This is a genomic window from Curtobacterium sp. MCJR17_043, from assembly GCF_003224315.2.
Taxonomy (GTDB): Bacteria; Actinomycetota; Actinomycetes; order Actinomycetales; family Microbacteriaceae; genus Curtobacterium.
In genome coordinates, this window is the sequence record NZ_CP126259.1 from 1,725,256 (window position 1) to 1,738,318 (window position 13,063).

Here is a 13,063-nt window from a genome sequence, read left to right on the forward strand (position 1 = left end):
TTTGACCGGAGGCCGGACAGACGTGACCACGAACCACAACTACCTCGCCGTCATCAAGGTGGTCGGCGTCGGCGGCGGCGGTGTCAACGCCGTCAACCGCATGATCGAACTCGGCCTCCGCGGCGTCGAGTTCATCGCCATCAACACCGACGCGCAGGCCCTGCTCCTGAGCGACGCCGACGTCAAGCTCGACGTGGGTCGCGAGATCACCCGCGGTCTCGGCGCCGGCGCCGACCCCGAGGTGGGCCGACGTGCCGCCGAGGACCACGCCGAGGAGATCGAGGAAGCCCTCGCCGGTGCGGACATGGTCTTCGTCACCGCCGGTGAGGGTGGTGGCACCGGGACCGGTGGCGCCCCCCGTCGTCGCCCGCATCGCGAAGTCCATCGGCGCCCTCACCATCGGTGTCGTCACGAAGCCGTTCGGCTTCGAGGGCAAGCGTCGCCAGTCCCAGGCCGAGAACGGCGTCGCGAGCCTCAAGGACGAGGTCGACACGCTCATCGTCGTGCCGAACGACCGTCTGCTCGAGATCTCCGACCGCGGCATCTCCATGGTCGAGGCGTTCGCCACGGCCGACCAGGTGCTCCTCGCCGGTGTCCAGGGCATCACGGACCTCATCACGACCCCGGGTCTCATCAACCTCGACTTCGCGGACGTCAAGAGCGTCATGCAGGGTGCCGGCTCGGCCCTGATGGGCATCGGGTCGTCCCGCGGGGCGGACCGGGCGATCAAGGCGGCCGAGCTCGCCGTCGCGTCGCCGCTGCTCGAGGCCTCGATCGACGGCGCACACGGTGTGCTGCTCTCGATCCAGGGTGGCTCGAACCTCGGCATCTTCGAGATCAACGACGCCGCCCGCCTGGTGCAGGAGGCCGTCCACCCCGAGGCGAACATCATCTTCGGTGCGGTCATCGACGACACCCTCGGCGACGAGGTCCGCGTGACCGTCATCGCCGCCGGCTTCGACGGCGGCGAGCCGTCGCAGCAGCAGCACCAGGAGCGCCGCTCGAGCTACGTCGACCCGGACGCCGGTGCCACCGTGCCCGTCGCCACCGGTTCGTCCAACCGCATCGAGGACTCCGGCCACACGACCCCGTCCTGGGCGTCGCAGGAGCACGAGCCGCCGGCGCAGCGCGCCGCCGACCCGGCCTTCGACGACGACGACGAACTCGACGTCCCCGACTTCCTGAAGTGAGTCGGCCCCGCGTGAGCACGAGCGCATCGTGACCGCTGGGCACCAGAGCGAGCCGAGCCTCCCGTCCCACGCCGGACTGGAGGCTCGGCTCGCGTCCGTCCGCGGCAGCATCGCCGAGGCGGCCCGGACCGCCGGGCGCTCGGTCGACGAGCTGACGCTCGTCGTCGTCACGAAGTACCACCCGGCGTCCCTGGTCCGCGAGCTCGCCGCGCTCGGCGTCACCGACGTGGGGGAGAACCGGCACCAGGAGGCCCAGGCGAAGGCGGCCGAGCTCGCCGACCTCGGCCTGACCTGGCACTTCGTCGGACAGCTGCAGTCGAAGAAGGCCCGGCAGGCGCGACGGTACGCCGACGTCGTGCAGTCGCTCGACCGGGCGAGCGTCGTCGACGCCTTCGCGCCGACGGACGCCGAACCGGACCCCCGCGTGCTCGACGGTTTCGTCCAGGTGAACCTGACCGACGATCCCGGACGCGGCGGTGTCGCACCCGAGGACGTCGACGCCCTGGCGGAACGGGTCCTGGCGACGGGGACCCTGCGGCTGCGCGGCGTGATGGCGGTCGCCCCGCTCGACGAGGAGCCCCGCGCCGCGTTCGCCCGGCTCCGGGCGGTCTCCGAGCGGGTCCGCGCGATCGAGCCCACCGCGACCGACATCTCGGCCGGCATGAGCGGCGACCACGCCGAGGCGATCGCCGAGGGCGCGACACACCTGCGGATCGGGACCGCAATCACCGGGAAACGGCCGGACGCGCCCTAGCCTCGACACAGGGCACCAACGAGCACGGACTTCCCGGAGGAACCATGGCCAACCCCCCTGAAGAAGACGATGGTCTACCTCGGCCTCGCCGACGAGGAACTCGAGTACGAGGACGAGCAGCAGGCTGCGCCGACGCAGGCGCGCCAGCCGTCCTCCACCCCCCGCGGCGCAGCAGGACGCCCCCCGCTGCCGCTGCCGCTGCCCCCCGCGGTCGCGACGGCCGCAGCCCCGGCCGCGTCGGCTCCGGCCGCCGTCGCCGTGAAGCCCACGCACACCTCCCAGCGCGGCGCGCAGGTCACCCCGCTCCGCCGCTCGCACACGACCGCACAGAAGGCGACCCCGGTCCAGGAAATGAACGAGATCCTCACCGTCCACCCGCGCGAGTACAAGGACGCCCAGTCCATCGCCGAGAGCTTCCGCGACGGCATCCCCGTGATCATCAACCTCTCGCAGATGACCGAGACGGACGCCCGTCGCATGATCGACTTCGCGAGCGGCCTGTCGCTCGGTCTCTACGGCAAGATCGAGCGCGTCACGAACAAGGTCTTCCTGCTGTCGCCCGCGCACATCGCAGTGAGCGGCGAGCCGGCTGAGGTAGAGTCCGACATCGAGGCGAACTTCTTCGCCCAGTCCTGAGCCGCCCGTGCGGTACCGGGGTCCGACGGGTCCCGGGACATCGCGCGGCACCCAGGCCCACCCGCCCCGTGACCGGCCCGTCCCGGTACCGGTCACACGAGACGAGCGAGCCGAAACGTGTTCATCTTCACGATCCTCTCCCTGGTCCTGACGCTCTACTTCTTCATCATGTGGGGGGCGTTTCATCCTCGACCTGGTCCAGTCGTTCAACCGCGGCTGGCGGCCGCAGCGCGTGCTGCTCGTCATCGCGGAGTTCGTCTACACGGTGACCGATCCGCCGATCAAGGCCGTCCGCCGCGTGCTGCCGCCGCTCCGACTCGGTCCGGTGATGCTCGACTTCGGGTGGACGATCGTGATGCTCGTCGTCATCATCCTGCGCGTCGTGGTCCAGTCCCTGGCCTACCGATTCGTCTGATCCCGATCGGTCCGACACGCGCCACGCGGCGATCCGGCGCGGTTCGGCCCCGCCCTCGGTGTACGGTGGTCGGGATCGATGCCCCGCCCCGGCGGGACATCCGCACCGGGAGTCCCGCTGGTAGGTTCAGCACGGACGGCCAGCAGGGCCCCGGTTCCACACGTTCAGCAGTTCTATTGAGGTGACGGCAATGGCTTTGACGCCGGAAGACGTAGTCAACAAGCGGTTCCAGCCGACCAAGTTCCGCGAGGGCTACGACCAGGACGAGGTCGACGACTTCCTCGACGAGATCGTGGCCGAGCTGCGTCGCCTGAACCAGGAGAACGAGGAGCTGCGCCAGCGCCTCGAGTCCGCCGGCTCCGCGCCGTCGCTCGCCAAGGACGACGAGCCCGCGCCGGCACCGACGCCCGAGCCGGCCCCGGTCGCCGCTGCTCCGGAGCCCGCCCCGGTCGCCGCCGCCGCACCGAGCACCACGGTCAACCCGGACGAGGACACCGAGGGCACCACGAACCTCCTGACGCTCGCTCGTCGTCTGCACGAGGAGCACGTGCGTGAAGGTGTCGAGAAGCGTGACGCCCTCATCGCCGAGGGCCAGGCGCAGGCCGCCCGCCTCGTCTCCGAGGCCGAAGCGAAGCAGCGCCAGATCATCGCCGAGACCGAGAACCAGAACCGTCAGCGTGTCGCGGTCCTCGACCAGGAGCGCACGCAGCTCGAGGGCAAGATCGACGAGCTCCGCACGTTCGAGCGCGACTACCGTGCGCAGCTCAAGAGCTACATCCAGGGCCAGCTCGCCGAGCTCGACTCGTCGGCCAGCACCGAGCAGTCCGGCTTCGCGCCGGCCCCGGCCTCGGCGCAGGGCTTCGGCAACTGACGTTGGACCGACCCGTCCCACGAGCGAAGGTCAGTGCACGCGCGATCGCGGCACTGGCCTTCGCCGCTGTCGTGGTGCTGGCCGCCGACCAGGTCACGAAGGCTCTCGTCGTCGCGGAGCTGCCGGAAGGCGTCGTCGTCCCGGTGCTCGGGGACGCCCTGCAGTTCCTCTCGGTCCGCAACCCGGGTGCCGCGTTCTCCTTCGCGGTCAACATGACGTGGGTGTTCTCGCTCATCTCGGCCGCGGTGGTCGTCGCGATCGTCGTGTACGCGCGTCGGATCCGGTCGATGTGGTGGGCACTCGTCCTCGGCATGCTCCTGGGCGGCGCTCTCGGTAACCTGACCGACCGGCTCTTCCGGGAGCCCGGCTTCGGACGCGGGCACGTCGTCGACTTCATCTCGACGCCGTGGATGATGCCCGCGATCTACAACGTCGCGGACTCGTTCATCTGCATCAGCATGGTGGTGTTCGTGCTGCTCGTGGTGTTCGGGGTGAACCTCGACGGGACGCGGTCGGTGTCGGAGAAGCAGGCGCGCCGGACGGCCGCGGCACAGGCCGACGCCACCGACACGACGGACGCGGGGCACGCGCCGGACGCGGGTCTGGCCTCCCGGCCCGACGGCAGCCGGCACGACGGTCGCACGCACGACGCCCTCGGGCACGACGCGACGTGACGCGGACAGCATGAGCGAGTCCCGCAGTCTGCCCGTGCCCGACGGGCTCGCCGGTGAGCGTGTCGACACCGCCATCGCGAAGCTCCTCGGCTTCAGCCGGTCCTTCGCCGCGGACGTCGTCGCGGCCGGCGGTGTCCGGGTCGACGGCGTCGTCGTCGACAAGTCCGACCGGTTGCACGCCGACACCTGGCTCGAGGTGGAGTGGCACCCGAAGGAACCGCCGCGCATCGTCCCGGCCGTCGTCCCGGGCATGACCGTCGTGCACGACGACGAGGACATCGTCGTCGTCGACAAGCCGATCGGCGTGGCAGCACATCCGTCCCCGGGCTGGGACGGTCCGACGGTGCCCGGTGGGCTCGCCGCCGCGGGCTTCACGATCGCGACCTCCGGCGCCGCCGAACGTGCGGGCATCGTGCACCGCCTCGACGTCGGCACGTCGGGCCTGATGGTCGTCGCGAAGACCGAACTCGCCTACACGCACCTGAAGCGGGCGTTCAAGGAGCGGACCGTCGAGAAGGTGTACCACGCGCTCGCGCAGGGCCACCCGGACCCGACGTCCGGCACGATCGACGCCCCGATCGGTCGGCACCCGTCGAGCGACTGGAAGTTCGCCGTCACCGCCGACGGCAAGCCGAGCGTCACGCACTACGAGACGCTCGAGGCGTTCCGGTCCGCGACCCTGCTCGAGGTGCACCTGGAGACCGGGCGCACCCACCAGATCCGCGTGCACATGGCCGCGACACGCCACCCGCTGGTCGGCGACACCATGTACGGCGCCGACCCGGTGCTGGCGGGGGGAGCTCGGCCTCACCCGGCAGTGGCTCGACGCCGTCCGGCTCGGCTTCGCGCACCCGCGGACCGGGGAGTGGGTGGAGTTCCAGGCGTCCTACCCGGACGACCTGCAGCAGGCGCTCGACCGGATCCGCGCGGCCTGACCGGGAACACGAGCAGCAGCACCGGCCGACCGCACGGCGTCCTCCGCGACACGCTCGGGATCGTCACCGGTCGCGGTTAGGCTGTCCCCACCCCGCAGCAGACCGTACGAACCGGAGGTTCCGTGTCGGATTCCGACTCCTTCGTCCACCTGCACGTGCACAGCGAGTACTCGATGCTCGACGGTGCCGCCAGGCTCTCCGACCTCGTGGCGGAGACCGCCGCGCAGGGCATGCCGGCCGTGGCGGTGACCGACCACGGCAACATGTTCGGGGCGTTCGAGTTCTGGAAGACCGCGAAGGCCGGCGGCGTCAAGCCGATCATCGGGACCGAGGCCTACATCACGCCGCGCACCCACCGGTCGGACAAGACCCGTGTGCGCTGGGGCGACGGTGGCGGTGACGACGTCTCGGGTGCCGGCTCGTACACGCACATGACGATGTTCGCCGAGAACACCACGGGCATGCACAACCTGTTCCGGTTGTCGTCGAAGGCGTCGCTCGAGGGGTACTACTTCAAGCCCCGCATGGACATCGAGCTCCTGCAGGAACACCACGAGGGCATCATCGCGACGACGGGATGCCCATCGGGCGAGATCCAGACGCGTCTGCGGCTCGGGCAGTACGACGAGGCCGTCCAGGCCGCCGCGGACTACCGCGACATCTTCGGCAAGGAGAACTACTTCGCCGAGGTCATGGACCACGGACTCGAGATCGAGCGCCGGATCATGAGCGACCTCATCCGCCTGGCGAAGGACCTCGACATCCCGCTGGTCGGCACGAACGACCTGCACTACACGCACGCGCACGACGCCACCTCGCACGCGGCGCTGCTCTGCGTGCAGTCGGGGTCGACGCTCAACGACCCGAACCGCTTCAAGTTCGACGCCGACGAGTTCTACCTGAAGACGCCGGCGCAGATGCGGCACGTCTTCCGCGACAACCTCGAGGCGTGCGACAACACGCTCCTCATCGCCGAGCGCTGCGACGTCGAGTTCGACACCTCCGCCAACTACATGCCGAAGTTCCCCGTGCCGGAGGGGGAGACCGAGCACTCCTGGTTCGAGAAGGAGGTGGCGAAGGGGCTGCAGTACCGCTACCCCGGCGGCATCCCGGCCGACGTCCAGGAGCGTGCCGACTACGAGGTCGGCATCATCAACCAGATGGGCTTCCCGGGGTACTTCCTGGTGGTCGCCGACTTCATCAACTGGTCGAAGAACAACGGCATCCGGGTCGGCCCGGGTCGCGGGTCCGGCGCCGGCTCGATGGTCGCCTACGCGATGCGCATCACCGACCTCGACCCCATCCGGCACGGTCTCATCTTCGAGCGGTTCCTCAACCCGGACCGCGTCTCGATGCCCGACTTCGACGTCGACTTCGACGACCGGCGCCGCGGTGAGGCGATCAAGTACGTCACCGAGAAGTACGGGTCGGAGCGCGTCGCGCAGATCGTCACGTACGGCACGATCAAGGCGAAGCAGGCCCTCAAGGACTCGTCGCGCGTGCTCGGGTTCCCCTTCGGGATGGGCGAGAAGCTCACGAAGGCGATGCCGCCGCCCGTGATGGGCAAGGACATCCCGCTCACCGGCATCTTCGACAAGGACCACCCGCGGTACAAGGAAGCCGTGGACGTCCGGACCGTCGTCGAGACCGACCCGGAGGCCAAGACGGTGTTCGACACCGCGCTGGGGCTCGAGGGGCTGAAGCGGCAGTGGGGCGTGCACGCCGCCGGCGTCATCATGTCGAGCGACCCGCTGATCGACATCATCCCGATCATGAAGCGGGAGCAGGACGGCCAGATCGTCACGCAGTTCGACTACCCGGCAGCGGAGTCGCTCGGCCTGATCAAGATGGACTTCCTGGGCCTCCGGAACCTCACGATCATCAGCGACGCCCTCGACAACATCAAGAGCAACCGCGGGATCGACCTCGACCTCGAGACCATGGGCCTCGAGGACCCCGAGGCCTACGCGCTCCTGCAGCGCGGCGACACGCTGGGCGTGTTCCAGCTCGACGGCGGCCCGATGCGCGGGCTCCTCCGCCTCATGAAGCCGGACAACTTCGAGGACATCTCCGCGCTCATCGCCCTGTACCGACCGGGGCCGATGGGTGCGAACTCGCACACGAACTACGCGCTGCGCAAGAACGGTGAGCAGGCGATCACCCCGATCCACCCCGAGCTCGAGGAGCCCCTGGCGGAGATCCTCGGCGGGACCTACGGCCTGATCATCTACCAGGAGCAGGTCATGGCCATCGCGCAGAAGGTCGCCGGGTTCTCCCTCGGCCAGGCGGACATCCTCCGCCGCGCGATGGGCAAGAAGAAGAAGTCCGAGCTGGACAAGCAGTACGCCGGGTTCCAGCAGGGCATGAAGGACAACGGGTACTCCGACGCGGCAATCAAAACGCTGTGGGACATCCTGCTGCCGTTCTCCGACTACGCCTTCAACAAGGCGCACTCGGCCGCGTACGGCGTCGTGTCGTTCTGGACCGCGTACCTCAAGGCGCACTACCCGGCCGAGTACATGGCGGCGCTGCTGACGAGCGTCGGCGACGCCCGTGACAAGCTCGCGCTCTACCTGAACGAGTGCCGCCGGATGGGCATCCGGGTCATGCCGCCGGACGTGAACGAGTCGATCGGGTTCTTCGCCGCCGTCGGGGACGACATCCGTTTCGGCATGGGAGCCATCCGCAACGTCGGGTTCAACGTCGTCGACGACATCGTCGCGGCGCGCACCGAGAAGGGCGCCTTCGAGTCCTTCCACGACTTCCTCCGCAAGATCCCGATCTCGTCGGCGAACAAGCGGACGGTCGAGTCGCTCATCAAGGCGGGCGCGTTCGACGGGTTCGGCGACAGCCGCCGTGCCCTGGTCGAGATCCACGAGGGCGCGGTCGAGGCCGCGGTGAAGGTCAAGCGCGACGAGGCCAACGGCAACGTCGGGTTCGACTTCGACTCCCTGTTCGCCGAGGTCGCGGAAGAGCAGCCGGCATCGCTCACGGTGTCCCAGGTGCCGGAGCGGCCGGAGTGGTCCAAGCGCGACAAGCTGGCGTTCGAGCGGGACATGCTCGGGCTCTACGTGTCGGACCACCCGCTCGCCGGGCTCGAGATCGAACTCGCGAAGCACCAGTCGATCACCATCGCCGACCTGCTCGGAGCGGACGACTCGGTGGAGGGCGAGACCGTCACGGTCGCCGGGCTCCTGACGAGCGTGCAGCACCGCGTGGCGAAGACGAGCGGCAACCCGTACGGGATCGTCGACATCGAGGACTTCGGCGGCCAGATCGGCGTGATGTTCCTCGGCAAGACGTACCAGGAGTTCGGGCCGTCGCTCGTCCCGGACTCGATCGTGGTCCTGCGCGGCCGCGTCAACGTCCGCGACGACGGCAAGGCCCTGCACGCCGTGAGCATGTTCCAGCCGAACGTCGGCGACGCGATGGGGTCCGGGCCGCTCACGCTGTCCCTGCCGGAGCGCCAGGCCACCACACAGACGGTGACCGAACTTGCGGCCGTGCTCGGTCGGCACCAGGGCGACACCGAGGTGCGGTTGAAGCTCCTCAAGGACGACGTCGCCCGGACGTTCGAGCTGCCGTTCCCGGTCGCGCTGACACCGGACCTGTTCGGCGAGCTGAAGAGCCTGCTCGGACCGCGCTGCCTGGTCTGACGGCTCCGGCCCCAACCGCGACCGAGCACCCCCGTCGTCCCCGGTCGACGGTGGTGCTCGGTACGCTGGGGGCCTCATGATGCAGCGAATCGACCTCCGCGGGGGGGCTCCCGCCCCGCGCCGAACTCCTCCGTCTCATGCCGCGTGCCGCCGGTGACGTCAGCAGCGCCACGGCCGCGGCCCGGGACCTCGTGGACGCCGTCCGCGAGCACGGCGCGGCCGCGCTGCACGAGCAGGCGGAACGCTTCGACGGTGGAGCGCCGGAGCACGTGCGGGTCCCGGCCGCCGAGATCGACGCGGCCGTCGCGGGCCTCGCGCCCGAGCTCCGGGTCGCCCTCGACGAGGCGATCCGCCGGGTCCGGGCCGCCAGCGCGGCGCAGGTGCCCACCGGGTCCGTGACCACGCTCGCCGACGGAGCCGAGGTGCACCAGCGGTGGCAGCCCATGCGTCGCGTCGGCCTCTACGTGCCCGGCGGCAAGGCCGTCTACCCGTCGAGCGTCGTCATGAACGTCGTCCCCGCGCAGGTCGCCGGCGTCGGGTCCATCGCCCTCGTCTCGCCGCCGCAGCGCGACCACGGGGGGACGCGTGCACCCGACGATCCTCGCCGCGGCCGGACTGCTCGGCGTGGACGAGGTCTACGCGATGGGTGGCGCCGGCGCGGTCGGCGCGCTGGCGTACGGCGTGCCCGAGATCGGTCTCGACCCGGTCGACCTGGTCACCGGCCCGGGGAACAACTACGTCGCCGCCGCAAAGCGCCTCGTCCGGGGCGTCGTCGGCATCGACTCCGAGGCCGGTGCCTCCGAGATCCTCGTGATCGCCGACGACACGGCGGACCCCGGGTACGTCGCCGCCGACCTCATCAGCCAGGCGGAGCACGACGAGCAGGCCGGCAGCGTGCTCGTGACGACCTCGGCCGCGTTCGCCGACGCGGTGGAGGCGGTGATCCCGGAGCGCACGGCGGTGCTCGGGACGGCCACGCGCCTCCAGGCCGCGCTCGACGGACCGCAGTCCGCGATCGTCCTGGTGGACTCGCTCACCGACGCCGCGACCGTGAGCAACGCGTACGGGCCGGAGCACCTCGAGATCCAGACCGCGGACGACGACGCCGTGCTCGCGGACATCGACGCCGCCGGCGCGGTGTTCGTCGGGCCGCACGCGCCCGTCAGCCTCGGTGACTACCTGGCCGGGTCGAACCACGTCCTGCCGACCGGCGGCCAGGCACGGTTCGGCTCCGGGCTGTCCGCGTCCACCTTCCTCCGGCCGCAGCAGGTGGTGCGGTACACCGCGCAGGCACTCGCCGAGGTGGTCCCGCACATCGTGGCGCTCTCGACCGAGGAACAGCTGCCGGCGCACGGTGCGGCCGTGTCGGAACGCACGAACCGCTAGCCTGGGGGGCGCCATGTTCTGCCCCTTCTGCCGCCACCCGGACTCCCGCGTCGTCGACTCCCGGACGAGCGACGACGGAACCTCCATCCGACGCCGCCGCCAGTGTCCGAACTGCGGGCGGCGGTTCTCGACGACCGAGACCGCGTCGCTCAGCGTCGTCAAGCGCAACGGCGTCCTCGAACCGTTCAGTCGCGAGAAGATCATCTCCGGCGTACGGAAGGCCTGCCAGGGGCGCCCGGTGACGGACTCCGACCTCGCGGTGCTCGCGCAGCGGGTAGAGGAGATCGTGCGGTCCTCCGGCGCGAGCCAGATCGAGGCGAACGACATCGGCCTGGCCATCCTCAGCCCGCTCCGCGAGCTCGACGAGGTCGCGTACCTCCGCTACGCGAGCGTGTACCAGGCGTTCGACTCGCTCGAGGACTTCGAGGACGCGATCGGGCAGCTGCGGATCGACCACCACGCCGGCCCCCCGGGAGCTCCGCGCCCCCCGACCGCAGCACGGACGGCGCCAGCGCGTGAGCGGCGTCGAGACGCTCGTCCGCGCCGGCTACGGCGTGGTGTTCCGCACGGTCTTCGCGAAGATGGACCCCGAACGGGCGCACCACCTCGCGTTCGCCGTCATCCGGTGGCTGCCGAAGGTGCCCGTCGTCGCCGGCGCCGTCGAGCGCTCGGCGCGGCCGTCCGCCGAGGACGGGATCACCACGATGGGCATCCACTTCCCGTCCCGGTTCGGGATGGCCGCCGGGTTCGACAAGGACGCCCGCGCGATCGCCGGACTCGGCGTGCTCGGGTTCGGGCACGTCGAGGTCGGCACCGTCACGGCGCGACCCCAGCCGGGCAACGAGCGTCCGCGGCTCTTCCGACTGATCGCCGACCGTGCGCTCATCAACCGGATGGGCTTCAACAACCACGGCGCCGTCAAGGCCGCCGGACGCCTCGAGCGTGCCCGCCGGAACCCGGGGCGCCCGGTCATCGGCGTGAACATCGGGAAGAGCCGGGTGGTCTCGGTCGAGGACGCCGTCGAGGACTACCTCGAATCGACGCGCCTGCTCGCGCCCTTCGCCGACTACCTGGCCGTGAACGTCAGCTCGCCGAACACGCCGGGCCTCCGCGGACTGCAGGAACTCGACCACCTCCGCCCGCTGCTCGCCGCCGTACACGAGGCCGCCGGTCGCACCCCGGTCCTCGTCAAGATCGCGCCGGACCTGACGGACGAGCAGATCGACGCCATCGCCGGACTCGCGGTCGACCTGGGCCTGGCCGGGGTCATCGCGACGAACACCACCGTCGAGCGCGGCGGACTGACGACCCCGGACGCCGACGTCCGGGCGATGGGTGCGGGCGGGCTGTCCGGTGCGCCGCTCGGGGAGCGCTCGCTCGCGGTGCTGCGACGCGTCCGTGCCGCCGTGCCCGCGGGGTTCTGCGTCATCGCGGTGGGCGGCGTCACGTCGGAGGCGGACGTCCAGGCGCGGATCGAGGCCGGTGCGACGCTCGTGCAGGGCTACACCGCGTTCCTCTACGAGGGGCCGACCTGGGCGATGCGGATCAACCGGCTCCGGCGGCGGCGACTGCGCCACAGCTGACGCGACTGCGCCGCAGCTGACGCGACTGCGCCGCAGCTGACGCGTCAACGGCTCCGCGGACGACGCAGTGCGTCGTGCTGCTCCGCTGACGACCCGTCCCATGCCGGACCGCGACCTGCGTCCCGCGTTGCGCACCGTCGGCCGGGAGGCGCGCGCCGGGCTGGTACCGGGCCTCCCGTCAGCGGGAGGTGCGCGTCGGGCTGGAACCGAGCCGCCCGTCAGCGGGAGGTGCGCGTCGGGCTGGCGCCGCGCCTCCCGGCCGCTCGCCCGACGCCATCGTCGCCCCCGGACGACGAGAGCGCCGCCGACCCGGGGGGTCGACGGCGCTCTCGTCCGCCAGCCGCCGGCGGACGGCCCTGTTCCAGAGCGTCGGGTCTGTGTCAGAGCGTCGAATCTGTGTCAGAGCGTCGGGTACTGCCCGCGCTTGACCTGCGGCTTGGGCAGGCGGAGGAACCGCAGCTGCCACCCGCGCGTGAGGATGTAGAGGAAGTTCCCGCGCTGGAAGGTCCGGCCGGCGGCGGCGAAGCGTCGACGCAGCATGAACCAGATGACCGTGCAGTCGAGCACGAAGAGCAGCACGAACGCCCAGATGAACAGCAGCGAGTACGAGGCCGCGGGCGTCTGCGCGGCGACGAAGCCGACGATCAGGAAGAGCACGAGGACGGGCATCATGACCTCGCCGACGTTCCAGCGGGCGTCGATGAAGTCGCGGATGAAGCGGCGCTCCTCGCCCCGGTCCTTCGCCGGGAGGTAGCGCTCCTCGCCGTTCGCCATGCCGACCCGCGCACGCTCGCGCTCGGTGTTCAGACGCGCCCGGGCGGCCTTCTTGTCCGCGGGGGGAGTTGCCGACGATCGGACGCCGGTTCGCGGCTTCCCGCTCGCGTCGCGAGGGCGTCGGGCGACCCTTGCCGTGTGCGACGAGGTCGTCGTCACCGGGGTTCACGGTCACGTTGGTCTTGGGGG

9 protein-coding genes and 4 pseudogenes are annotated in these 13,063 nt (G+C 70.7%); 12 read left to right on the forward strand and 1 reads right to left on the reverse strand.

Features of this window, described 5'->3' with window-relative positions; all coding sequences use genetic code 11:
* Positions 1-22 precede the first annotated feature (22 nt).
* From ftsZ to DEJ15_RS09045, 12 genes and pseudogenes are all read left to right on the forward strand, one after another.
* Positions 23-1,190: pseudogene (gene ftsZ, locus DEJ15_RS08995) on the forward strand (cell division protein FtsZ).
* 28 nt (positions 1,191-1,218) lie between these two features.
* Complete coding sequence (locus DEJ15_RS09000; RefSeq protein ID WP_110825278.1) at positions 1,219-1,944, forward strand: YggS family pyridoxal phosphate-dependent enzyme; 726 nt, start codon at positions 1,219-1,221, stop codon at positions 1,942-1,944.
* A 69-nt stretch (positions 1,945-2,013) separates the two neighbouring features.
* On the forward strand, positions 2,014-2,580 hold the full coding sequence (locus DEJ15_RS09005) for a cell division protein SepF (RefSeq protein WP_284174841.1): 567 nt from the start codon (positions 2,014-2,016) through the stop codon (positions 2,578-2,580).
* Between the two features lie 232 nt (positions 2,581-2,812).
* On the forward strand, positions 2,813-2,995 hold the full coding sequence (locus DEJ15_RS09010) for a YggT family protein (protein WP_349814680.1): 183 nt from the start codon (positions 2,813-2,815) through the stop codon (positions 2,993-2,995).
* Positions 2,996-3,185: 190 nt separating this feature from the next.
* Positions 3,186-3,866 (forward strand): DivIVA domain-containing protein, encoded by a 681-nt coding sequence (locus DEJ15_RS09015; protein ID WP_110825281.1) that lies wholly within the window; start codon positions 3,186-3,188, stop codon positions 3,864-3,866.
* A gap of 2 nt (positions 3,867-3,868) precedes the next feature.
* Positions 3,869-4,540, forward strand: a complete 672-nt coding sequence (gene lspA / locus DEJ15_RS09020) for a signal peptidase II (RefSeq protein WP_181419596.1) — start codon at positions 3,869-3,871, stop codon at positions 4,538-4,540.
* 10 nt (positions 4,541-4,550) lie between these two features.
* Positions 4,551-5,475, forward strand: a pseudogene (locus DEJ15_RS09025) (RluA family pseudouridine synthase).
* Between the two features lie 173 nt (positions 5,476-5,648).
* Positions 5,649-9,131 (forward strand): DNA polymerase III subunit alpha, encoded by a 3,483-nt coding sequence (gene dnaE, locus DEJ15_RS09030; RefSeq protein WP_375232124.1) that lies wholly within the window; start codon positions 5,649-5,651, stop codon positions 9,129-9,131.
* A gap of 137 nt (positions 9,132-9,268) precedes the next feature.
* Positions 9,269-9,640 (forward strand): annotated as a pseudogene (locus tag DEJ15_RS19495) (histidinol dehydrogenase); the annotation flags it as partial.
* A 76-nt stretch (positions 9,641-9,716) separates the two neighbouring features.
* On the forward strand, positions 9,717-10,517 hold the full coding sequence (hisD, locus tag DEJ15_RS19500) for a histidinol dehydrogenase (protein ID WP_502866087.1): 801 nt from the start codon (positions 9,717-9,719) through the stop codon (positions 10,515-10,517).
* A gap of 13 nt (positions 10,518-10,530) precedes the next feature.
* Positions 10,531-10,986: pseudogene (gene nrdR / locus DEJ15_RS09040) on the forward strand (transcriptional regulator NrdR); the annotation flags it as partial.
* 46 nt (positions 10,987-11,032) lie between these two features.
* Entirely contained in the window at positions 11,033-12,100 is a 1,068-nt protein-coding gene (locus tag DEJ15_RS09045; protein ID WP_110825287.1) for a quinone-dependent dihydroorotate dehydrogenase, read from the forward strand.
* 399 nt (positions 12,101-12,499) lie between these two features.
* On the opposite strand, the gene DEJ15_RS09050 is transcribed toward DEJ15_RS09045, so the two are convergent.
* Entirely contained in the window at positions 12,500-13,033 is a 534-nt protein-coding gene (locus tag DEJ15_RS09050) for a DUF3043 domain-containing protein (RefSeq protein WP_284174842.1), read from the reverse strand.
* Positions 13,034-13,063: the final 30 nt, after the last annotated feature.